This is a genomic window from Faecalibacterium sp. i25-0019-C1, from assembly GCF_042854225.1.
GTDB lineage: Bacteria > Bacillota > Clostridia > Oscillospirales > Ruminococcaceae > Faecalibacterium > Faecalibacterium taiwanense.
The window spans coordinates 2,221,973-2,244,532 of the sequence record NZ_AP031428.1 but is presented as its reverse complement, the minus strand read 5'-3'; the positions used below and the strand labels follow the sequence as shown (position 1 = coordinate 2,244,532).

22 protein-coding genes and 1 riboswitch are annotated in these 22,560 nt (G+C 57.8%); of the genes, 19 read left to right on the top strand and 3 right to left on the bottom strand.

All coding sequences use genetic code 11. The features are described from left to right. Window positions 1-121: 121 nt before the first annotated feature. On the bottom strand, window positions 122-832 hold the full coding sequence (locus ACGHUK_RS11130) for a Bax inhibitor-1/YccA family protein (protein WP_097775049.1): 711 nt from the start codon (window positions 830-832) through the stop codon (window positions 122-124). A gap of 111 nt (window positions 833-943) precedes the next feature. Here ACGHUK_RS11130 and hemW point away from each other — a divergent pair, with 111 nt between their 5' ends. The 11 genes from hemW to ACGHUK_RS11075 all read left to right on the top strand — a co-directional run bounded on the left by hemW (window position 944) and on the right by ACGHUK_RS11075 (window position 13,146). Then, window positions 944-2,026, top strand: a complete 1,083-nt coding sequence (gene hemW / locus ACGHUK_RS11125; protein WP_390574322.1) for a radical SAM family heme chaperone HemW — start codon at window positions 944-946, stop codon at window positions 2,024-2,026. An 86-nt stretch (window positions 2,027-2,112) separates the two neighbouring features. Further along, window positions 2,113-3,405 (top strand): NAD(P)/FAD-dependent oxidoreductase, encoded by a 1,293-nt coding sequence (locus ACGHUK_RS11120; protein WP_390574321.1) that lies wholly within the window; start codon window positions 2,113-2,115, stop codon window positions 3,403-3,405. 337 nt (window positions 3,406-3,742) lie between these two features. Continuing rightward, window positions 3,743-4,420, top strand: a complete 678-nt coding sequence (cmk, locus tag ACGHUK_RS11115; protein ID WP_390574320.1) for a (d)CMP kinase — start codon at window positions 3,743-3,745, stop codon at window positions 4,418-4,420. Then, window positions 4,417-5,028 (top strand): 1-acyl-sn-glycerol-3-phosphate acyltransferase, encoded by a 612-nt coding sequence (locus ACGHUK_RS11110; RefSeq protein WP_005944723.1) that lies wholly within the window; start codon window positions 4,417-4,419, stop codon window positions 5,026-5,028. The genes cmk and ACGHUK_RS11110 overlap by 4 nt, the downstream gene beginning before the upstream one ends. Window positions 5,029-5,031: 3 nt before the next feature. After that, window positions 5,032-6,942, top strand: a complete 1,911-nt coding sequence (locus ACGHUK_RS11105; RefSeq protein ID WP_097775054.1) for a bifunctional 4-hydroxy-3-methylbut-2-enyl diphosphate reductase/30S ribosomal protein S1 — start codon at window positions 5,032-5,034, stop codon at window positions 6,940-6,942. A gap of 244 nt (window positions 6,943-7,186) precedes the next feature. Continuing rightward, on the top strand, window positions 7,187-7,807 hold the full coding sequence (locus ACGHUK_RS11100) for a GtrA family protein (RefSeq protein ID WP_390574319.1): 621 nt from the start codon (window positions 7,187-7,189) through the stop codon (window positions 7,805-7,807). Window positions 7,808-7,866: 59 nt separating this feature from the next. Next, the gene (locus tag ACGHUK_RS11095) at window positions 7,867-8,001 is read left to right on the top strand and encodes a hypothetical protein (RefSeq protein WP_005944717.1); all 135 of its coding nucleotides are present in this window, start codon (window positions 7,867-7,869) and stop codon (window positions 7,999-8,001) included. A gap of 15 nt (window positions 8,002-8,016) precedes the next feature. After that, window positions 8,017-8,682, top strand: coding sequence for a deoxyribose-phosphate aldolase (gene deoC / locus ACGHUK_RS11090; protein WP_005944715.1), 666 nt, complete (start codon window positions 8,017-8,019; stop codon window positions 8,680-8,682). Between the two features lie 241 nt (window positions 8,683-8,923). Continuing rightward, window positions 8,924-10,096, top strand: a complete 1,173-nt coding sequence (locus tag ACGHUK_RS11085; RefSeq protein ID WP_390574318.1) for a GGDEF domain-containing protein — start codon at window positions 8,924-8,926, stop codon at window positions 10,094-10,096. 76 nt (window positions 10,097-10,172) lie between these two features. Beyond that, window positions 10,173-10,271, top strand: a riboswitch (SAM riboswitch). A gap of 118 nt (window positions 10,272-10,389) precedes the next feature. Beyond that, window positions 10,390-11,544 (top strand): methionine adenosyltransferase, encoded by a 1,155-nt coding sequence (metK, locus tag ACGHUK_RS11080; RefSeq protein ID WP_005944710.1) that lies wholly within the window; start codon window positions 10,390-10,392, stop codon window positions 11,542-11,544. 459 nt (window positions 11,545-12,003) lie between these two features. Beyond that, window positions 12,004-13,146, top strand: a complete 1,143-nt coding sequence (locus ACGHUK_RS11075; protein ID WP_044954082.1) for a ribose-phosphate pyrophosphokinase — start codon at window positions 12,004-12,006, stop codon at window positions 13,144-13,146. Between the two features lie 71 nt (window positions 13,147-13,217). Here ACGHUK_RS11075 and ACGHUK_RS11070 read toward each other — a convergent pair whose 3' ends face one another. Together ACGHUK_RS11070 and ACGHUK_RS11065 are read right to left on the bottom strand one after the other, a co-directional pair. Continuing rightward, window positions 13,218-14,552 (bottom strand): MATE family efflux transporter, encoded by a 1,335-nt coding sequence (locus ACGHUK_RS11070; protein WP_390574317.1) that lies wholly within the window; start codon window positions 14,550-14,552, stop codon window positions 13,218-13,220. A gap of 20 nt (window positions 14,553-14,572) precedes the next feature. Continuing rightward, a complete protein-coding gene (locus tag ACGHUK_RS11065; RefSeq protein WP_390574316.1) occupies window positions 14,573-15,487 on the bottom strand; it encodes a pyridoxal-phosphate dependent enzyme in 915 nt (304 codons plus the stop codon). A 224-nt stretch (window positions 15,488-15,711) separates the two neighbouring features. Between ACGHUK_RS11065 and ACGHUK_RS11060 the strand changes: the two genes are divergently transcribed. From ACGHUK_RS11060 to uvrC, 8 genes are all read left to right on the top strand, one after another. Continuing rightward, window positions 15,712-16,092: a sigma factor-like helix-turn-helix DNA-binding protein gene (locus ACGHUK_RS11060; protein ID WP_097775061.1), complete on the top strand. Its 381-nt coding sequence runs from the start codon at window positions 15,712-15,714 to the stop codon at window positions 16,090-16,092. Window positions 16,093-16,116: 24 nt separating this feature from the next. Continuing rightward, on the top strand, window positions 16,117-17,472 hold the full coding sequence (gene ffh, locus ACGHUK_RS11055; protein ID WP_120080934.1) for a signal recognition particle protein: 1,356 nt from the start codon (window positions 16,117-16,119) through the stop codon (window positions 17,470-17,472). Between the two features lie 92 nt (window positions 17,473-17,564). After that, window positions 17,565-17,807, top strand: a complete 243-nt coding sequence (gene rpsP, locus ACGHUK_RS11050; RefSeq protein ID WP_005944692.1) for a 30S ribosomal protein S16 — start codon at window positions 17,565-17,567, stop codon at window positions 17,805-17,807. A gap of 17 nt (window positions 17,808-17,824) precedes the next feature. Beyond that, window positions 17,825-18,058 carry a KH domain-containing protein gene (locus ACGHUK_RS11045; RefSeq protein ID WP_005934928.1) on the top strand — a complete coding sequence of 78 codons (234 nt, stop codon included), beginning with the start codon at window positions 17,825-17,827 and terminating at the stop codon, window positions 18,056-18,058. 60 nt (window positions 18,059-18,118) lie between these two features. After that, complete coding sequence (gene rimM, locus ACGHUK_RS11040; protein ID WP_390574315.1) at window positions 18,119-18,655, top strand: ribosome maturation factor RimM; 537 nt, start codon at window positions 18,119-18,121, stop codon at window positions 18,653-18,655. A 3-nt stretch (window positions 18,656-18,658) separates the two neighbouring features. Then, the gene (gene trmD, locus ACGHUK_RS11035) at window positions 18,659-19,906 is read left to right on the top strand and encodes a tRNA (guanosine(37)-N1)-methyltransferase TrmD (RefSeq protein ID WP_097775063.1); all 1,248 of its coding nucleotides are present in this window, start codon (window positions 18,659-18,661) and stop codon (window positions 19,904-19,906) included. Window positions 19,907-20,247: 341 nt separating this feature from the next. After that, a complete protein-coding gene (locus ACGHUK_RS11030) occupies window positions 20,248-20,511 on the top strand; it encodes an HPr family phosphocarrier protein (protein WP_005920365.1) in 264 nt (87 codons plus the stop codon). 61 nt (window positions 20,512-20,572) lie between these two features. After that, complete coding sequence (gene uvrC / locus ACGHUK_RS11025; RefSeq protein WP_390574314.1) at window positions 20,573-22,420, top strand: excinuclease ABC subunit UvrC; 1,848 nt, start codon at window positions 20,573-20,575, stop codon at window positions 22,418-22,420. Window positions 22,421-22,560: the final 140 nt, after the last annotated feature.

Below are 22,560 nucleotides of genomic sequence, written 5' to 3'. Positions count from 1 at the left end.
AAATGCATCTTCCCTCTGTGGCCTTCTGTGTTGATACCCAAAGCGAAGCGGAGGATATTCTAAATGATAGTACCAAACAAAAAGGCCCTCCCTTTTCGGGAGAGCCTTTGCGGATCAAAAATCAGTTGCGGCGGCGGCTGTTCATGCCCAGCAGGCGCACAACATACAGGAAGATGTTGATGAAGTCCAGATACAACGTCAGTGCACCGTAAATGGAAGCCTTCTCGGCCAGCTCACCGTCATAGGCGTAGTAGGAGAACATCTGGCTCAGCTTCTGGGTGTCGTAGGCGGTCAGCAGCATGAACACCACCAGACCGACAGCGCTGTACAGCACCGTGGTAAGGAAGCTCATGCCGAACAGCATGCCCACAAAGCCGGTGATGATGAGCGCGAACAGGCCCATCATCAGCTTGGGACCCCAGCCGGACAGATCCTTGTGGGTAGTAGTGCCGTAGACCGCCATCAGGCCGAAGTACAGCGAGGTGGCAAGGAAGGCCAGCACCAGAGTGCCCAGATCAAATATCAGGAAGTAGTAGCTCAGCACCATGCCGTTGAGCAGTGCATAGGCAAAGAAGGTAGCTCTTGCACCGCCCACCGACATGTTCTGCACGCGGGAGCTGAGCACATATACCAGCACCAGCTCTGCGATGGTGAACACCAGATACAGCGAGTTGACGACGTACAGCAGCGGGGTAGCGGCTGTAACGAACGCCGCTGCAAAGGTGATGAGCAGGCCTACCGCCATCCAGCGGTAGGTGCGGTTCATATAGTCAGCCGAGGTCATGGCAGGCTCCGTGTAGCCTCGATCGTAACCATTGTAATTGTAATCCATATGGGACTCCTCCAGTCTCTTTCTGCCGGAACACTTTTTCCTTGCTCCGGTCTACGGAATATAGTATACTGCATAGAAATGAACGTTTCATGAAAAAGGCTGTGATATTGTATGTCTCTTGGGCTTTATTTACACATACCCTACTGTTTTTCCAAATGCAGGTACTGCGATTTCTATTCCCATCCCGGTGAGCGCGGCGTACCGGAAGCTTATGTGGATGCTCTTTTGCGGGAGCTTTCCCGCTTTGCGCCGGAAGCACCTCTGCAGCCGGACACCCTTTATTTTGGCGGCGGCACGCCCAGCCTGCTGCGCCCGGAGCAGGCAAAACGGCTGATCGATGCGGCCCGGCCGATGCCGGGGGCCGAGATCACACTGGAAGCAAACCCGGAGACGGTGACGGAAGAAAGCCTTGCAGGCTTCCGGGAGGCGGGCGTGAACCGCATCTCTTTCGGGGTGCAGTCTGCCCGGGATACCCAGCTGCGCACGCTGGGCAGACCGCACACGGCAAAGCAGGCGCGGGCTGCATTTGCCGCCGCGCAGCGCGCAGGCTTTGCGAACATCAGCGGCGACATCATGCTGGCACTGCCGCACTACACCGAAGCTGAGTTTGACGAAACGCTGGAACTGATCGAGGGTGGTGGGGCTACCCATATTTCGGCATATCTGCTGAAGATCGAGCCGGATTCGGCCTTTGGTAAACATCCGCCCGAAGGCCTGCCCACCGGCGATGAAGCCGCCGATTTTTACCTTTATGCAGTGGAACAGCTGGAACACCACGGCTACAAACAGTACGAGATCTCCAACTTTGCAAAGCCCGGCTATGAGGGCAGACACAACCTCATCTACTGGGACTGCGGCGACTATCTGGGCCTTGGCCCGGCGGCGCACTCCTGCATGGGCGGCAGACGGTTCTACTACCCGCCGGACACCGCCGCTTTCCTGAACGATGCCGCCGCCCCGGTGATGGACGGCAGCTGCGGCGCAGAGGACTACCTTATTTTACAGCTGCGTCTGCGCAAAGGCCTTTCGCTGGATGCATACAAAAAAATTTACGGGAAAGAATTTTCCACCGCACAGCTGGCCTTTGTGCAAAACTGCGTCCGGGCGGGCTATGCAAGCTTTGACGGCCGCACCCTTGCCCTGACCCCGGCGGGTCTCATCGTGCAGAACAGCATCCTTGCCCAGCTGTTGTAATTGGCAGAAATACGGCAGAACATTGCTTTTGCGTGTCGATTCTGGTATGATATACTCGTATTATTAGGCGATGGGAGAGAAAACGGATGGCGAAAGTATTGATCGTCGGCGCAGGCGCGGCAGGACTGATGGCGGCGGGTGCCGCCGTGCGGCAGGGGCATCAGGTGACGGTGCTGGAACACATGGACAAGCCCGGCCAGAAGATCCTTGTCACCGGCAAGGGCCGCTGCAATGTGACCAACGACTGCCCGGCAGAGGAATTTCTACGCCATGTGCGCACGAACCCGCGCTTTCTGTATTCGTCGCTGGGGGCCTTTCCACCGGCAAAGACCATGGAACTGTTCGAGGGCCTTGGCGTGGAGCTGAAGGTGGAGCGCGGACGCCGGGTGTTCCCAGTATCGGACAAGGCCGAGGAGATCCGGCAGGCTCTTTTGCGCTATGCGCAGGATGCTGAACTCGTGCATGACGGCGCGAAAAAGCTGCTATTGGAAGAGGTAACACCGGAGCCGGAAGCAGCTCCCGCCGCACCGGAAAACCCGCGCCACCCCAAAAAGAAAAAGGCAGGCCCGGCACTGCGGTGCATCGGTGTGCGGGGCACCTCCGGCCGGGAGTACCGGGCGGATGCCGTGCTGGTGGCCACCGGCGGCGTGAGCTACCCCACCACCGGCTCTACCGGCGACGGCTACAAACTGGCCCAGCAGGCCGGGCACACCCTCATCGAGCCGGTGCCCAGTCTGGTCAGTCTTGTGAGCCATGACGCGGACTGCAAAAAGATGATGGGCTTGGCGCTGAAAAACGTCACCCTGACCCTGTTCGAGGACAGCAAGGCCATTTTTGACGAGCAGGGCGAAATGCTGTTCACTCATTTTGGCATCAGCGGCCCGCTGACTTTGAGCGCCTCCAGCCATCTGGGCGACATGAAAAAACACAAGTATCATGCGGAGATCGACCTCAAGCCCGCTCTCAGCGAAGAGCAGCTTTACGACCGCATCACGCGGGATTTTGCCCTGCTGGCAAACCATGCGGCGCAGGGCGCGCTGGTAAAGCTTTTGCCGTCCAGTATGCAGCCGGTGATGGTGGCGCGCTGGGGCATCGACCCGGCTACCAAGGCCAACCAGATCACCCGGGAACAGAAGCGGGAGCTGGTGCAGCTGATGAAGCACTGGCGGGTGTCCATTGATGCCCGGGGCGATCTGGCCCACGCGGTGATCACCAGCGGCGGCGTGTCCGTGCGGGAGGTGGACCCCAAAACCATGCAGAGCAAAAAGGCGATGGGCCTTTACTTTGCAGGCGAAGTGCTGGATGTGGATGCCTATACCGGCGGCTACAACCTGCAGATCGCCTTCTGCACCGCACAGAGCTTTGCAAATCATCTGTAATTACAGATAAAACAATTTTAAATGCCCTCCGCGCTGCTCTGGGCATATTTATAGGAATAGATTTTTTTGATTTGTATTTTGAAAACGACTGTGGTCGTTTTCAAAATATGTTTTCACAAAAAGGGTTGTTGCCGGGATAGTCTCACAGACCGCTGCGCAACTGTTCCCGAAGGGAACGAGCAGCAATGCAGTTCTCCGTTACGACCCCATCCGGTGAAAATGTGTTTGGAGCGCTCCGCAGAGCGCAAAAATATTAAAATGATTTTCCGCTGAAGATGGCCACAGCGAATGCGGAGGCCATTTTAAATCGTTCAGTTTAAAAAGGAGAAGATATAAAATGGTATCTGTTGCGATCGACGGGCCTGCAGGTGCAGGCAAATCTACGCTGGCACGCCGTTTGGCGGCTGAAATGGGCTATATTTATGTGGATACCGGTGCCATGTACCGCGCCATCGGCCTGTATGCCCTGCGCGCAGGCAAGGACCCTAAGGACAACGACGCAGTGAACGCGCTGCTTCCCCAGATCGAGCTGCGGCTGGCCTCCATTGAGGGCGAACAGCACATTTATTTAAAGGAAGAGGATGTGAGCACCGCCATCCGCACCGAGGCCGCAGGTATGGCTGCCTCTGCCGTGGGCGCAAACCCGACTGTGCGCGCCTTTCTGCTGGAACTGCAGCGGGATATGGCCAAAAAGCAGGACGTGCTGATGGACGGCCGCGACATCGGCACGGTGGTGCTGCCGGATGCCACGGTGAAGATCTTCCTCACCGCCACGCCGGAAGCCCGCGCCACACGCAGGTGGAAAGAGTATCAGGCCAAAGGCATCGATACTCCCTATGAAGAGGTGCTGGCCGACGTGAAGCAGCGGGACTATCAGGACACCCACCGTGCCGCTGCACCCCTGAAGCAGGCGGACGATGCCGTGCTGCTGGACACTTCGGAGCTGGATTTTGAACAGAGCCTTGCTGCAATGAAGAAGATCATTGCGGAGAAAGTGAATAAAACGATAAAATGATATTATATTACATCTTAGTGCCCTTTGCGTGGCTTTTGTGGCATATCGGCTTCCGCATCCATGTAGAGGGCCGCGAAAACCTGAAAAAGGTGCAGACAAAGGGCTGCATCCTTGCACCCACCCATGTCTCCGCCATCGACCCGGTGTTCATCGTGGTCACCCGGTGGGGTAGGCGGATGATCGTGTTCGCCAAGAAGGAACTGTTCGAGATCAACGCCCTGCTCACATGGTTCTTCCGCTGCTGCGGCGCGGTATGCGTGCGCGGCACAAAGGATGAAATGGCTGCCATTGAGCAGACCGTAGAAAAGTGCAGAAACGGCGAAACACTGCTCATCTTCCCGGAGGGCACCCGCGAAAAGGACGGGAAGCTTCTGCCGCCCAAGAGCGGACTGTTCGTCATTGCGGCGGGGGCCGGGGTGGACGTAGTGCCCTGCCGCATCCTGTACGATACGCCGGATGGAAAAATGCACCTGTTCTGCAAAGTACGGGTGATCTACGGCGAGCCGATGCCTGCAGAGCAGTTTGCCATGGAGAGCCGCCGCGACACCAAAAAGCTGCGTGCCAACAAGCAGGCCCTGCTGGATGCGTGGGAAAAGATGGGGGCGTAAAAGATGGAGATCCGAGTTGCCAAAACGGCGGGGTTCTGCTTTGGTGTCAAGCGGGCGGTGGACCTGACCTATGGCCTGCTGAACGAAGGCTGCAAGGTGGCCACCCTCGGCCCGCTGATCCATAACCCGCAGGCTGTGGAGGATATGCAGAAAAAGGGTGCCCTTGTGGCGGATGCCATCGCCGATGTGCCCGCCGGGTACGAGGTGGTCATCCGCAGCCACGGCGTGCCGCGCACCGTGTACGACGAGCTGGATGCGCGCGGCATCACCTACCATGATGCCACCTGTCCCTTCGTGCAGAAGATCCAGCGCATTGCCGCCGAGGCCGAAAAGGCGGGGGCGGTGCTGCTGGTGGCAGGCGACAAGACCCATCCGGAGGTGCAGGGAATCGTGGGCCACACCCGCGGAGAGGTGTTCGTTTTTGCCGATCTGGCCGAGTTGAAGGCATGGAAAGGCCCCTCTGACCCGCAAAAACCCCTGTTTGCAGTTGCACAGACCACATTTCAGGTTACAAAATGGCAAGAAAGTTCGGAGTTTCTCAAAAAAGCCTATACAAACGCCCGAATTTTTGATACAATATGTAATGCGACGTGGGCGAGGCAACAGGAAGCGGAAGACCTCAGCCAAAAATGCGACATCATTGTTGTCATTGGCGGTCATCATTCTTCCAATACCCAAAAGCTGGTACAGGTCGCCGCAAAACACACGCGTGCCGTAACGGTCGAGACAGCGAGCGAACTTCGGCCGGAATGGTTTGCAGATGTTAAAGTGGCGGGCGTGACAGCCGGGGCTTCAACGCCATCGTCTATTATTGAGGAGGTACTTAACAGTATGAGCGCAGAAATCAATGACAGCATGAGCTTTGAGGAGATGCTGAATGCATCCGAGGAAAAGCGTGTTCATGCAGGCAGTATTGTGAAAGGAATCGTGACCAGCATCTCTGCCAACGAGATCCAGGTGGATATCGGAGCGAAGCAGACCGGCTTTGTCAAGCTGAGCGAGCTGACCGATGATTCCTCCGCCAAGGTCGAAGACCTGGTGAAGGTTGGCGATGAGCTGGACCTCATCGTCGAGAAGGTTATGGATCAGGATGGCGTCATCCAGCTCTCCCGCAAGAAGCTCGCATCTCGCAAGGGCATGGAAGAGATCGCTAAGGCCGCTGAGTCCGGCGAGGTCGTCGAAGGCGATGTCACCGAGTTCAACAAGGGCGGCGTTGTGGTCAACGTCAAGGGCGTCAAGGTGTTCGTTCCTCGTTCTCAGGCTACTATGCGCCGTGATGAGGACTACACCGCTCTGGTTGGCCAGCACGTTCAGCTGGTTGTCACCGAGTGCTCCGGCCGCAAGATCGTCGGCAGCATCAACAAGGTGACCGCTGAGCAGAACAAGGCAAAGCGTGAAGAGTTCTGGGCAAACGTTGAGGTGGGCAAGACCTACACCGGCGTTGTCAAGAGCCTGACTTCTTACGGTGCATTCGTCGATATCGGCGGTGTGGACGGTCTGTGCCACATCAGCGAGCTGAGCTGGAACCGCATCAAGCATCCCTCCGAGGTCGTCTCCGTTGGCGATACCATCGAGGTGTATGTGAAGGACATCGACACCGAGAACCACAAGGTCTCTCTGGGCTACAAGAAGGCCGAGGACAACCCCTGGGAGCAGCTGAAGAACAACTACCCCATCGGCAGCACCTTCCATGCTCCGGTCGTCTCTCTGACCAAGTTCGGTGCATTCGTCCGCATCCTGCCGGGTGTTGATGGTCTGGTCCACATCAGCGAGATCAGCAATGACCGCGTTGAGAAGGTCTCTGACGTACTGAAGGTCGGCGATATGGTCGATGTGAAGCTGCTGGATGTCGACTTCGACAAGAAGCGCATCAGCCTGTCTATGAAGGCCCTGCTGAACGACGACGCTGAGTAATCAGCCTTTCGTTCGGAAGAAAAGCTTCTGACACAATGCGATCAACAGCCCCGTTGCCGGGAAAACGGCGGCGGGGCTGTTTTTGTTAAGGAGAGAACCCTCTCAGTCACCTGCGGTGACAGCTCCCCCGAAGGGGAGAGCTTTTGGCAAAAGAGGGCAGGCTCGCCGCGCCCGCAATAAAACCTCGCCCTTCGGGAGAGGTGGACGCGAGCAGCGCGAGCGGACGGAGAGGGTTTGACGAACTATGATAAATTTTTTCAAGAAACACTGGGAAGTGCTGAGCTATCTGGTTTTCGGCGTGCTGTGCACCCTGCTGAACATTGTGCTGTATGCGCTGTTCAACAAGCTGTTTGGCTATACAGCCGCCAACAGCTGGGGCAATGTACTGGATAACATCATCTGCATCCTGTTTGCCTACTGCACCAACCGCGCCTTTGTGTTCCGCAGCAAAACGCAGGGCAAGGCCATGGCGAGAGAATTTGGTGCATTCGTCACCTGTCGTCTGGGTACAATGCTGCTGGACACTGCAATTATGCTGGTGCTGGGCAATCTGCTGGCTGCGCAGGGTGCAGCGCTGATGGACGAGCTGATGCAGGGGGTGCTGAGCGTGGTGGCCCACTGGCTTGGCCCGGATACGGCCATCCAGATGGCAGCCTCCTATGCCGGCACACCGGCGGGGGTCACGGATGGCTCTGCCGCTATTGCCGTCATCGGCGGTGCAGACGGCCCCACGGCGATCTTCGTTACCAGCCGCTACGATGCGCAGGCACTGTGGGGCCTTGCCGTGAAGATCTTTTCCAATGTACTGGTGATCGTGCTGAACTATGTGTTCAGCAAGCTGATCATCTTTAAAAATCGCAAGTGAGATATTCTCTCCGCCGCAGGCGGAGAAAATATCCAATATAATTTAGGAGGTACGGTTTTATGAAGCGTGGTCTGAAAGGTTTTGCATTTCTGGTCTCCGGTCTGGTGCTGGGCATCATTGGTGCAACGGTCTCAGCAACTGCAATTGCCCTGAGTGCTGTCGGCATGGCAAAGGTGCGCCGTGCCAGCAAGTAAAAAGGAGAAACAAACATGACTCGTGAAGAAATTCTCTCCCATGTCGATCACACCCTGCTGAAGCCGGAGGCCACCTGGCCCCAGATCCAGACCCTGTGTGACGAAGCCATTGCAAACCACACCGCATCCATCTGCATCAACACCTGCTACGTCAGGCAGGCGGTGGAGTATATGGCGGGCCGCATCCCGGTATGCTGCGTGGTAGGCTTCCCTCTGGGTGCCATGGATACCGCCAGCAAGGCGTTTGAAGCCAAGACTGCCATTGAGAATGGTGCCGCCGAGGTGGATATGGTTATCAACATCGGTCGCCTGAAGAACAAGGAGTACGATGCCGTGCGCGAGGACATCCGCGCCGTGAAGCAGGCGGTGGGCGACAAGGTCCTGAAGGTCATCATCGAGACCTGCCTGCTGACCGACGAGGAAAAGGAAAAGATGTGCGATATCGTCTGCGAGGCAGGCGCGGACTACATCAAGACCAGCACCGGCTTCTCCACCGCAGGCGCAAACTTCCACGATGTGGAGCTGATGGTCAAGGGCGTGCATGGCCGCTGCAAGGTCAAGGCTGCCGGCGGCATTTCTACCGTGGAGGACATGGAGACCTTCCTTGCGCTGGGTGCTGACCGTCTGGGCACCTCCCGCGCTGTCAAAATTCTGAACGGCGAGCAGGCAAAGGGCTATTGATCTTTCTGCGAAAAAATGCAATTATAAATAATATTTCCGCAAAACAGAACCAGAGCGCACGCGGAGGCTGTTCTGGATCGTCTGGTTTTCCCAAGGGCCGCTGCACAAATTGCTGTGCAGCGGCCCTTTTTGATGCCAAGCCTTGCAAGCAGGGCGCGGCAGGGTATATAATACAGATAGATACTGTATAAAACAGGGGCTGTCTGCCTTATGGGATAAGGCGGGCAGGGGAGGAAATGCAATGAATATACCCGAGATCCTTGTGGCCAATGGCACAGGGGCGGTGCTGGTATGCTTTCTGTTTCTGCTGCGGGTGCGCGGCGAGAGTAAAAACAGTGTTGGAAGTGAGCTGTTCTGCCAGATGCTGGTGGTGACTCTGCTGGCACAGGCGACAGAGACAATCAGCTTTCTGCTGGACGGCGTGCCCGGCGCGGCAAGCCGGTTCTGGCTGTACCTCATGAACACCGTCTGCACCGGCGCTGCCGTGAGCGTGGGCTTTGCGTGGTGTTTGTATGTGGACTTCCGGGTCTACCGCAGCACCGGACGCCTGCGCAGAAGGCATCTGTTTCTGGGCGCGCCGCTGCTGGCTGTTCTGGCGCTGCTGGTGGCGAACCTTTTCGGCACAGGATGGATCTTTACCATCTCCGCGGACAACGTTTACCATCGCGGGCCGCTGAACAGTTTGCTTTACCTGCTGCTGTTCGGCTATTATGCCGAGAGCGTGTGGCAGGTGCATAAGGCCAAGCGCGATGGCGTTACGGTGGAGTTTTTCTCGGTGTACTACTTTGTGATCACCTGTGCGGTGGGCACGGTGCTGCAGGGTGCGTTCTACGGTATGGCCTTCGGCTGGCTGTCGGTGGCCATCGCCTTTGTGTTTGTGGACAGTCAGCTCCGCAGTCTGCGCAGCTATATCGACGAGCTGTCCGGTCTGTTTGGCCGCAAGTACATGAACTACTGTCTGGAGCGCATCCATGCCACGCAGGAAAAGGATGTTTACGGCATCATGATGGACGTGAACTGCTTCAAGGAGATCAACGACACCTACGGTCATGGTGCGGGCGACCGCGCCATTCAGGAGATCGGTCACATCCTGTCCGGGGCGCTGGTGGCAAACTCGGTAGCTATCCGCATAAGCGGCGATGAGTTCATGGTGCTGATCCGGCACGGCTCGGAGGAGATCCTGAATAAGATCTGTGCCGCCATCGAGCAGCGGGTGCAGCGCTATAACGCCGCCCCGGCGGGCAGTTTTCAGCTGTCTTTCTCCACCGGTGTGGCAAAGTATGAGGGCGGCAGCGTGGAGAAATTTCTGGTGGAACTGGACGAGCGGATGTATGCGGAAAAGCGCGCCTTCCACGCCGCCCGGAACGGCCATGCCGTACCGGAGCAGGGGAATGCTCCATCAATTTCAGAATAATGTCTAAAAAGAGTGATACTCTTCTTGACAATCTGACGAAGCAATGATAGAATACTGAACGTACCAACTGAATACCGACTTATCAAGAGCGGCTGAGGGGACAGGCCCTGTGAAGCCCGACAACCTGCGCGTGAGCGCAAGGTGCCAAATCCTGCGGGAAACCGAGAGATAAGAGTGCAACGCTCAGAGCTTTCGGGCTCTGGGCGCTTTTATTTTTCGCGCAAAAAAGCTTGAACGGAATGTTGGAGCAAGAAATACACACCCTGCTGTAAAAACTTTAGGAGGCAAAACAAATGGCAAGACACCTGTTTACTTCTGAGTCCGTCACCGAAGGACATCCCGACAAGATCTGCGACCAGATCTCGGATGCCATTCTGGACGAAATTCTGACCCACGACCCCGATGCCCGTGTGGCCTGCGAGACCTGTGCATCCACGGGCCTTGTGCACATCATGGGCGAGATCACCACCAACTGCTATGTGGATTTCCAGAAGGTCGTCCGCGAGGTGGTGGCAGATATCGGCTACACCCGCGCAAAGTTCGGCTTTGATGCCGACACCTGTGCCGTCATCTCCAACATCGACGGCCAGAGCCCCGACATCGCACTGGGCACCAACGATCAGGTGGGCGGTGCAGGCGATCAGGGCATGATGTTCGGTTATGCCTGCGATGAGACCCCGGAGCTGATGCCTATGCCCATCAGTCTGGCTCACAAGCTGGCAAAGCGCCTGACCGAGGTGCGCAAGAACGGCGAGATGGACTATCTGCGTCCGGATGGCAAGAGCCAGGTCACTGTGGAGTACGATGAGAACAACAAGCCCGTGCGTGTGGATGCTGTGGTCATCTCCAGCCAGCACAGCGACAGCGTCAGCATGGAACAGCTGCGTGCAGACGTGATGGAAAAGGTCATCAAGGCCACCATCCCCGCCGAGCTGCTGGATGAGAACACCAAGTACTACATCAACCCCACCGGCCGCTTCGTTGTGGGCGGCCCGCAGGGTGACACCGGCCTGACCGGCCGCAAGATCATCGTAGACACCTACGGCGGCTATGCCCGTCACGGCGGCGGTGCCTTCTCCGGCAAGGACCCCAGCAAGGTGGACCGCAGCGCTGCCTATGCGACCCGCTGGGTGGCAAAGAACATCGTGGCTGCAGGTCTTGCCAAGCAGTGCGAAGTGCAGGTGGCCTACGCCATTGGCGTGGCAAAGCCTGTGTCCATCATGGTGGACACCTTCGGCACCGGCACCGTCTCGGATGAGAAGATCGAGCAGGCTGTGGAGAAGGTGTTCGACCTGACCCCCGCCGCCATCATCCGCGAACTCGACCTGCGCAAGCCCATCTACCGCAAGCTGGCCGCATACGGCCACATGGGCCGCGAGGATCTGGGCGTGAAGTGGGAGAACACCGACCGCGTGGATGCCCTGAAGGCTGCGGTCGCTGCCTTGTAAGCGGAACACAAAGCACCTATCGCAATCATATAAAATAAGAAGGCATCTGCAACGATCGCTTCTGAGCTTCTGAAGCTCAGCAAATTTGTTGCAGATGCCTTTGTTTTTGCGGCTCTGCCGGGGAGGGCGAACGAGCGAAAACAGCAGCATCTCCGCTGCCCGGCACACTGCATTTTTATCTCCCGGAAGAGCGATCCCGGCAGACTGCTCAGACAAAGAAAAGTCTTACTTTTCCACGAAAATCGGCCGAAATTTGCGAAATGGCAAAGAATCGGCTGTCTTTTTGTCGAAAACACACATTCTCTTTGAGAAAAAAGAAAAACAGCTGTGCAAGGCGCAGAAAATCCTGACATGAAACAAATTGATATGGCAGAATCGACGAAATGTGATAAAATAAAACCAGATATGCGCTCTTGTGTGCATGATACGGATCGTAAACAGCAATAAGGAGTTATGACTATGTCTATTGAAATTTCCCCGAAGTCGTTCTTTGAGCAGCCCAGCGTGGCAGATATGCGGCTGATCTCCTGCCCCGGTGCAGAGGAACTGACCGGCCTGATCGACAAGCATCTGGTCCGCTGGGCCAAGGCTGCCGGAATTGACAAAGAGACCTTCATTATTCCTTGCGACTGCCCCCGCTTCCAGAGTGGCGATGCCAAGGGTCTGGTGAAGGAGTCGGTGCGCGGCGACGATATCTTCATCGTGGTCGATCCCGGCAACTACAGTGTGACCTACAAGCTGTTCAACTACGAGAACCACATGTCTCCGGACGATCACTTCGCCAACCTGAAGCGCCTGATCCAGGCAGTGGCCGGCAAGGCACACCGTGTGTCGGTTATTATGCCCAGCCTGTACGGCGGCCGTCAGCATCGCCGTGTGGTGCGCGAAAGTCTGGACTGCGCTGTGGCCCTGCAGGAGCTGCAGACCATGGGTGTGCGCAACATCATCACTTTTGATGCTCATGACCCCCGCGTGCAGAACGCTGTGCCGCTGATGAGCTTTGATAATGCAATGCCCACCTATCAGGTGCTGAAGAGCCTGCTGAAGAAGGACCCGGACCTCTCCTTTGATAAGAGCAAGTTTACCGTGGTCAGCCCGGACGAGGGCGCCATGAACCGCAACATGTACTTCTCCAGTGTGCTGGGCTGCAATCTGGGCATGTTCTATAAGCGCCGCGACTACACCCGCGTGGTGAATGGCCGCAACCCCATCGTTGCCCACGAGTATCTGGGCGAGAGCGTGGAAGGCAAGACCGTCTTTATCGCAGACGATATCATTGCTTCCGGCGAGAGCATGCTGGAGGTCGCCAGCAACCTGAAGGAGCGCGGCGCTGCCAACATCATCGCCAACGCCACCTTCCCCCTGTTCACCAGCGGTCTGGAGAAGTTCGACAAGGCTGTGGCCGAGGGCAAGCTGACCTATGTTGTGGGCACCAACCTGACCTACCGTATGCCTGAGCTGCTCACCCGCGACTGGTATGTGGATGTGGATGTTTCCAAGTACGCTGCATACTTTGTGGTGGCTCTGAACCACGACATGTCTGTTTCCAGCATTATCGACCCGCTGAAGAAGATCGAGAATCTGCTGGCAAGCCGCAAGTAAGTTTAATACGCAAAAGGCTCTGCATCCTTGCGATGCAGAGCCTTTTGCGTATCACAAATCAAATAAAACGATTATAATTCGTCTCCATGGCTGCGCAGATACCGAACCAGCATGGGCAGCTCGTAGAGCAGCATGACGACCCAGCCCACCGCATAGCTGTAAGGCAGAGCTTCGATCTCCATTTTCCACACCAGCACGAACACCGCAGCTGCCGCCGCACGGAACACCATGTTGAAGGTGCTGGACACCAGCGTGACCTTCAGATCGCCAATGCCGCGGAAGAAGCCCTGAATGCCATTGGTGGCTGCGGGCATCAGGTAGAACAGGGACACGGTGCGCAGGAAGCGCACGCCCAGATGGATGACCTCCGGGTCGGTGACGAACAGCTTCATGATAAAGGGCGCACCGGCAAAGCATACAACGGCGATCAGCACGCCGTAAGCGGCCTCGATGCGCATACCGCAGTGGAAGCCCTGCTTCACACGGTCGTGCTTGCCGGCACCCCGGTTCTGCGCCATGAGGGTGGTCATGGCGTGGCCGATGTTCTGCTGCGGGGTATAGGCAAAGTCGTCAATGCGGGAAGCAGCGGTAAAGGCGGCCATGGCGTTGACACCCATGGTGTTCACGATGGCCTGCACCGCGATCTTGCCAAGCTGCACGGTGGCTTGCTGCATGGCGCTGGCCCAGCCGTAGCTGACCGTTTTGCGCAGCAGCTTGCCGTCAAACACCAGCCAGCGCCTGCCCAGCTGCAGGATGGGCACCTTCCAGCGGATGTACAGTACGCACAGCACGCAGCACAGTGCTTCGCTGACCACGGTGGAAAGGGCGCAGCCGTTGCTGCCCCAGTTCAGCACCTGCACAAAGAACAGGTCGCCGCCGATGTTCAGCACAGAGCTGATCATCAGAAAATACAAGGCACTCTTGCTGTCGCCCAGTGCACGCATGGTGGCGGCAAGGAAGTTATAGAAGAAGGTGAAGATCAGGCCTGCAAACACGATGCGCAGGTAGCTGACCGCAATGGGCAGGATATCGGCGGGCACCTGCATCAGCTGCAGCAGGGGCGTGGCCAGAATGACGCACAGCGCCGAGAATGCCAGCGAGAACACGGTGCCTGCAATGGCGGTGGTGGACACCTGATGCTCCATCAACTGGGTATTACCGGCACCGAATGCGGTACTGACCAGAATGCCGGCACCCAGACACATGCCGTTGATAAACAGGATGGCCAGAGTCATGAGCGGGTTGGAGGTGCCGACGGCGGCAAGGGCTTCCTCGCCCACGAACTTGCCCACGATGATGCTGTCGGCGGCGTTGTAGGTGAGCTGGAACAGGTTGCCAAGTACCAGCGGAATGGTAAAACGGATCAGGAGCGGAGTAATGGCTCCCTTTGTCATGTCGTTTGTCATGGGAACTCTATGATTTCTCCTTATAATGTATTTACGATCTGCCGTCCGGGCAGGATGGCAAGGGCAGAGCGGCTGGCACCTACATGGATGAGCTGTGCGGCCGCCTGCAAAACGGCACCGGATGCCACCGAAGCCGGGATGGCATCGGTGCGCAGCACCTTTTGCGCGGCCCGCTGCGCGTCGGTGGTGTTCACCGCCACCACGTTGTCCACCACATAGGCGTTGAAGTTTTCCGGCACAAAGCCGTAGCCCAGATCGCTGATGCCGTGGGGGCCGGTCAGGCCGCCGCCCAGCGCCTGCGATTCGTAAGGCTCCACGGCGGCGATGCGCACATCGTTCGTCCATGCCTTGATGGTCTCGCCTACGCCGGTCACGGTGCCGCCACTGCCCACGCCGATCACGATAGCGTCCACAGCGCTTTTGCCCTCCCGCGCGATGCTCTGCACAATGGCAGGGCCGGTAACGCGGCGGTGGTACTCCGGGTTATCATCGTTGGCAAGCCAGTCCATGTAGTACCAGCCGTTTGCGGCGGCGGTCTGTGCCGCCAGACGGCGTGCACCGTTCACACCGCTGCGGGCCGGGCTGTGGCGGATCTGCGCACCCAGCCGCAGCAGGGTCTCCTGCCGCAGGGCGGGGGCATCCTCCGGCATCACCAGAACCACCGGATGACCGGCGGTCAGGCCCGCCAGCGTGAGCGCAACGGCAAACGGGCCGGAGGCCGCTTCAATGATGGGCTGACCGGAGATCAGCTTCTTTTTTTCAATGGCAAGGGCCAGCATCCCTTCGGCAAGGCCGTCCCGGGCCGTGCCGGTGGGGCCTGCAAAGTCCAGATAGGCATACAGCCGTCCCTTCAGCCCGCAGGCGGCAGCATAGCCGCGCAGCTCCACGATGGGGCAGGCGCTGAGCGTCTGGTAAAAATTGGGGTAGATCGGCACGAAGACCCTCCTTTCATGGGATACAACAATATTATCCTAACGCAAAAGGACTGCGCGCGTCAAGATGCGTTTTAGCAAAAACGGCGAATTTTTGGCGGATTTTCTGGAAAAATCTCCGAAAGGCTCTTGACAGGATGCGGTGCATCTGCTATACTTCATCCGTAAAGCAAATGAACTTTACATCACTTCTCGAAAGTACAGGCACAAAACCGGGGGATCAGAGGATGGCAAAAGATCTGGAAATGGGCTATCTGCTGGACTTTTACGGCGAGGTGCTCACCGAGAAACAGCGCGAAATGCTGCGCCAGTATTACAACGATGACCTTTCGCTGAGCGAGATCGGCGAGAACTTCGGCATCACCCGTCAGGGTGCGCGGGATGCCATCAAGCATGGCGAGAACGCGCTGAAGGAGCTGGAGGAAAAGGTCGGCTTTGCGGCGCGTTACCGCCGCGTGCAGCAGAAGCTGGAAGAGCTGGAGCAAATGGTGATCGATGCACGGTTCGAGTGCACCGGCCCGCAGGGCCTGACCACCACCGAGTACGAACACCAGCTGACCAAAATGTTAAAGCTCATCCGCTCCATCGACGAAGCGAACGAGAGCTGAAACCTGTGAAAGGAGCACCGTACAATGGCATTTGAATCCCTTACCGACCGCCTTGCCGGTGTGTTCAAAAAGCTGCGCGGTCACGGCAAGCTGACCGAGGCAGATATCAAGGCCGCGATGCGTGAGGTGCGCATGGCCCTGCTGGAAGCCGATGTCAACTACAAGGTTGCCAAGGACTTCTGTGCAAAGGTGTCCGAGCGCGCCATGGGTCAGGAGGTCATGGAAAGCCTGACCCCGGCACAGCAGGTGGTCAAGATCGTCAACGAAGAGCTGGTTGCCCTGATGGGCGGCAGCGAAGCGGCCCGCCTGAACATCAAGAACAAGGGCCAGACGATCATCATGCTCTGCGGCCTGCAGGGCAACGGTAAAACCACCCACGCCGCAAAGCTGGCAAAGTACTTTATCAAACAGGGCCGCCGCCCCATGCTGGTGGCCTGCGATATTTACCGCCCTGCGGCCATCGATCAGCTGCAGGTGGTGGGCAAACAGGCGGGCGCACCGGTGTTCACCCTGCCGGGCGCAAAGCCGCCGGAAATTGCAAAGAAGGCGCTGGCACACGCCAAGGATTACGGCAATGACATCGTGATCCTGGATACCGCCGGCCGTCTGCAGATCGACGATGTGCTCATGCAGGAGCTGGTGGACATCAAGGAAGCCGTTCCTGTGGACGAGACCCTGCTGGTGGTGGACGCCATGGCCGGTCAGGACGCTGTGAACGTTGCCAAGACCTTCAACGAGAAGGTGAGCATCGACGGCATCATCCTCACCAAGACCGATGGCGATACCCGCGGCGGTGCGGCACTTTCAGTGCTGGCCGTTACCGGCAAGCCCATCAAGTTCCAGGGCACCGGCGAAAAGCTGGACGATCTGGATGTGTTCCACCCGGACCGCATGGCAAGCCGCATCCTTGGCATGGGCGATGTGCTGAGTCTGATCGAGCGCGCGCAGGAGACGGCAGACGAAAAGGCTGCCGAAGAGACCGCCAAGCGGATGATGGAGAACAAGTTCGACATGAACGACATGCTGGACCAGTTCGCACAGATCCGCAAGATGGGCGGTGCAGGCGCGATGCTGAGCATGCTGCCCGGCGGCAGCGGCATCGATCCCAGTCAGGTCGATGAAAAGGCGTTCGACCGCATCGAGGCCATGATCTATTCCATGACCAAGGAAGAACGCGAGAAGCCCTCCATCATCAACCCCAAGCGCAAGCGCCGCATCGCAGCAGGCAGCGGTACCACCGTGGCCGACGTGAACAAGCTGCTCAAGCAGTTTGAGATGATGCAGAAGATGATGAAGCAGTTCAAGAAAAGCCCCAAGGGCTTTGCCCGCCGTCTGGGCGGTATGATGGGCAACCCCAATGCCTTCCGCGGACTGAAATAATTTTTGTGATACAACCCCCTTGCGGGTTTGTACAATATAATCAACATGCGCCCGCAAGGGCCGCACAAAACAATTTTTGGAGGATATTTACCATGGCAGTTAAGATTCGTCTGCGCCGCGTTGGCGCCAAGAAGGCTCCCTTCTATCGTGTTGTTGTTGCTGACAGCCGCTTCCCCCGTGACGGCCGTTTCATCGAAGAGATCGGCACCTACGATCCCAACAAGGAGCCTTCCGAGATCAAGATCGACGCTGAGAAGGCAAAGCAGTGGATCGCCAACGGCGCACAGCCCACTGATACCGTTCGCGTCCTGCTGAAGAAGTCCAACGTTCTGTAAGTAGGGAGGGCTGACTCATGCAGGAGCTGTTGCTGGCAGTTGCCCGCGGTCTCGTGGAGGATAAGGAAGCCGTTAAGGTCACGGTGGACGAGCCTCGCGAGGACGGCACCATCGTCTACCACCTGAGCGTGGCAGAGGGAGATATGGGCCGTGTCATCGGCAAGCAGGGCCGGATCGCAAAAGCCATTCGTGTGGTGATGCGCGCGGCTGCTGTGCGGGTCGATGAAAAGGTCCTTGTTGAGATCGACTGAGCACCCTACAGGCCCTTTGCCCTTGCGGCAAGGGGCCTTTTTGATTATAGGAGCAAGATTATGCAGCAATATCTGGAAGCAGGCAAGGTCGTGACCACCCACGGCGTGCGCGGCGAAATGAAGCTGGAGCTTTGGTGCGACGGCGTCAACTTTCTGAAAAAGGTGGGCAGACTGTATGCATCGGCCCAGGGCGGCAGGGCCTATAAGATCGTGTCCATCCGCGCACAGGGTCAGATGGCTCTGCTGCAGCTGGAAGGCGTGGACGATATGGATGCTGCCCGTGCGCTGCGGGGGCAGGTGTTCTACTTTGACCGTAATGATGCCACCCTGCCCGCAGGCCGCTGGTATGTGGCCGACCTGATCGGGTGCGAAGTGCGGGATGCCGACACCGGCAGGGTGTACGGCGTTGTGACCAGCGTGGATCACCCCGGTGCACAGGATATCTACACCGTCAAAGCACCGAACGGCAAGGAATACATGTTCCCGGGCGTGGATGCTTTTCTGAAAGAGCGCAACCCGCCGGAGGGCTATCTCCTCGTCACCCCCATTCCGGGCCTGCTGGACGATGACTTTGACAGCGAACGGGAGGAAGAGTGAGCCATGGGAATGCGTGTGGACATCGTGACCCTGTTCCCGGAAATGTGCCAGCAGGTGCTGGATGCCAGCATCATCGGGCGCGCGGCAAAGAAGGGCTTTATTGAGACCCACTGCCACCAGATCCGGGACTACACCCTGAACAAACAGAAGCAGACCGACGATTACCCCTACGGCGGCGGCTGCGGCATGGTGCTGTACGCTCAGCCCATCGCAGACTGCCTGCGTGCTGTGCAGCAGGAAGTAGCTTCACAGGGCCGTCCGGCCCCGCATATCGTGTTCCTGACGGCAGGCGGCCAGCGCTACACCGAGGAGCACGCAAAGCGGCTGGCCCAGTACGATAACCTGACACTGGTATGCGGCCACTATGAGGGCATCGACGAGCGTGTGATCGATGCTTTTGCGGATGAAGAGATCTCCATCGGTGACTACATCCTCACCGGCGGCGAGCTGGCCAGCCTTGTGGTGGCGGACAGTGTGCTGCGCCTGAAGCCCGGCGTGCTGGCTGAGCAGAAGGGCTACGAGGAAGAAAGCTACTGGGACGGCCTGCTGGAGTATCCCCAGTACACCCGCCCCGAGGTGTGGGAAGGCCGCGCCGTGCCGCAGGTGCTGCTGGGCGGCGACCACCAGAAAATCGATGCATGGCGCGGGGAACAGAGCCGGGAGCGCACCCGCCTGCGCCGCCCGGAGCTGTACGAGAAGTGGTATGAGACCCACCCTGTGACCGAGCTGCCCAAGTGGAAGCGCGGCGAGAACATGCGCCTTGTCAAGACCGACGAGCAGTTTGCTGCTGCCGCCCGCATCTTTGTGGAGGGCCGCCGCACCACCTGTGCCGAGAACTGGACCCCGGAATACTGTGCCAGCCTCAACGAGGAAGAATATCTTTTGCAGCTGCGGCAGGAAAAGGCCGCAGGCTGGGTGTGCTATCTGCACACCACCAAGGATGTGCCGGACGGCATCGTGAGCATCAACCACAAGGTGGGGCACATCGAACATCTGTTCGTCACTGAAAAAGCCCGCGGCAGGGGCATTGGCATGAAGATGCTGGACTTTGCCCGCAAAAAGCTCAGCGAGCACGAGCACCCGGTGCTGAGCGTGCTGAACACCAACACCCGCGCCATAGCGCTTTACACCCGCATGGGCTGGAAGCTGACCAGCGGCACCGAGCTGGAGTTCACGCCGGAGCAATATCCGGCTGTGGTGAAAAAGTGCGCGCTGGTCTGGATGCGGTACGAGGGCAGCGCACAGAAGTAACCCCGGGCGGCAGCTGCAGGTGCATCGGACAGCGAAAAAGGCACGAAAATGGATGCTCGGACCGGAGGGTATGGTGCTGGAAACGCACAAAAACGGCCGAGATATTGCCCGATGGTCGAAAAAATGTTGAAAACTTTTGTATCTACCCTCTAACCTTCGGGGAATAATTTTATTATCTTTGTATAAATAATGAAAAATGGGCCGCTTTTCATTGGAGAAACCGCCAAAAATGCGCCGGGGGGCTGTACAACCGTTTCGACTTGCGCTAAAATAATCGTAACGCAACAGGCACAGGATACAGATTCTATACCCAAAACGATATTAGATAGGAGCGCTTTACTATGTACGTGAAAGAAGTTACCGTTGAAAATCAGGTTGGTCTGCACGCTCGTCCGGCTACCTTCTTCATCCAGAAGGCTAACGAGTTCAAGTCTTCCATCTGGGTCGAGAAGGAAGAACGCCGCGTGAACGCAAAGAGCCTGCTGGGCGTTCTGTCTCTGGGCATCGTGGGCGGTACCACCATCCGCATCATCGCTGACGGCGCTGATGAGCAGGCTGCTGTTGACGGCCTGATCAAGCTGGTGGAGTCCGGTTTTGCTGAGTAATTTGTGTCTATAAATGGAGCGGCGGGGGAACCTGCCGCTTTTTGTTTTTCAAGGAGAATCCATGACCAAAGCTGAACTGTATCAGAAAGCCTGTATGCTGCCGCTGCTGCCCGGCGTTTATATCATCCGGGATAAGACGGACACCATCATTTATATCGGCAAGGCAAAGCGGCTGCGCATCCGGGTGAGCCAGTATTTCCGCGAGGGCGTGCCCCACGACAACAAGGTCAGCCAGATGATCGCCCATGCCTATGCCTTTGACGTGATCGTCTGCCAGAGCGAGTTTGAAGCGCTGGTGCTGGAAGCCAGCCAGATCAAGGCCCACACGCCGAAGTATAACATCCTGCTCAAGGATGATAAAGGCTACAGCTATATCAAGGTGACAAAGGAGCCATGGCCCCGGCTCTCCTTCGTGCTGCAAAAGGAGGAGGACGATGCCGAGTATATCGGCCCCTATACCTCCAGCTTTGCGGCCCGGCAGATGGCGGAAACGGCCATGGATGCCTTTCTGCTGCCGCGCTGCAATAAGCGCTTCCCGCAGGAGATCGGCAAAGGACGGCCCTGCCTGAACGCCCACATTGGCAAGTGCATGGCGGTGTGCAGCGGCAGGATCAGCTGCGAAAACTACAATCAGGCCGTCAAGAGCGCTGTGCACCTGATCCGCTACGGCAAAAAGGACATCCTGAAGATCCTCAACGAGCGGATGCAGGAGGCCTCGGACCGGCTGGAATTTGAGACGGCGGCGCTGCTGCGGGACCAGATCGCAGCCATCACCAAGGTGAGCGCCGGGCAGAAGGTCATTGTGGACCCGGATGTGGAGATGGACGTGGTGGCGCTGGCAGGCACGCCGGACAGCGTGTGTGCGGCGGTGCTGCGCTTCCGGGACGGACGGCTGACCGATAAGCGGGAGTTTTTGTTCCACGATACCTCGGACATTGCCGCCGTGCGGGAGGAATTTCTGCCCCGGTATTATCTGGATGACGAACAGATCCCCAAGATCATTGCGGTGGACGAGCTGCCGCCGGACAGCGACGCTTTGCAGCAGGCGCTGAACGAAAAGCGCGGCAGTGAGGTGCAGCTGTATGTGCCCCAGCGCGGCGATAAGGCCCATCTGGTGGAGATGGCCCACACCAACGCGGTGGAGCGCCTTGCCCGGGAGAGCGGCCGCTATGCCCGGGAGGAAAAGCTGCTGGACGAGCTGGCGCAGGTGCTGGGCCTTGCAAAGCCGCCCCGGGCCATTGAGAGCTACGACATCTCCAACTGGGGCGATGGCTCCAGCGTGTGCGGCATGGTCACCTTCAAGGACGGCAAGCCCTACAAGGCGGGCTACCGCAAGTTCAAGATGAAGACCGTTGCGGGCACTGACGACTATGCATCACTGGCAGAGACTGTCTCCCGGCGGGCAGCAGAGTACGAAAAGTACGCAGAGCTTGCAAAAAAGGGAGAACCCTGCAGCAACTGGTTCGGGCAGAAGCCGGATCTGCTTTTGATGGACGGCGGCAGGGGGCAGGTGAGTGCGGCAAAAGAAGCACTGGCCGGGACTGCCCTTGCGGATGTGCCGCTCTACGGCATGGTGAAGGACGACCACCACCGCACCCGCACCATAGTGGACAGCGACGGCCGGGAAATTGCCATCAACATGAACCGGGGCACCTTTACCTTTATCACGGCCATTCAGGACGAGACCCATCGCTTTGCCAATGCCTACCGCAAGCAGCAGATGAAGCAGAAGAGTTATTCCTCCACCCTGACGGAGATCCCCGGCATCGGCCCCAAAACGGCCAAGGCGCTGATGGCCCAGTTCAAGAGCGTGACCGCCGTGAAGGAAGCCACGCCTGACCAGTTGGAAAACACCCCCGGCGTGGGGAAACAGACGGCACAGATCATCTACGCATATTTTCACGAATAAAACCCTCTCAGTCATCGCTGAGCGGTGCCAGCTCTCCCGAAAGGGAGAGCTTTTTGCATTCAGATACAATGAATGTGCAGAGCTGAAAAAACGCGATTGATGCATTTGCCGGTTATGGCCCTTCCCGTGAAAAGGCAAAC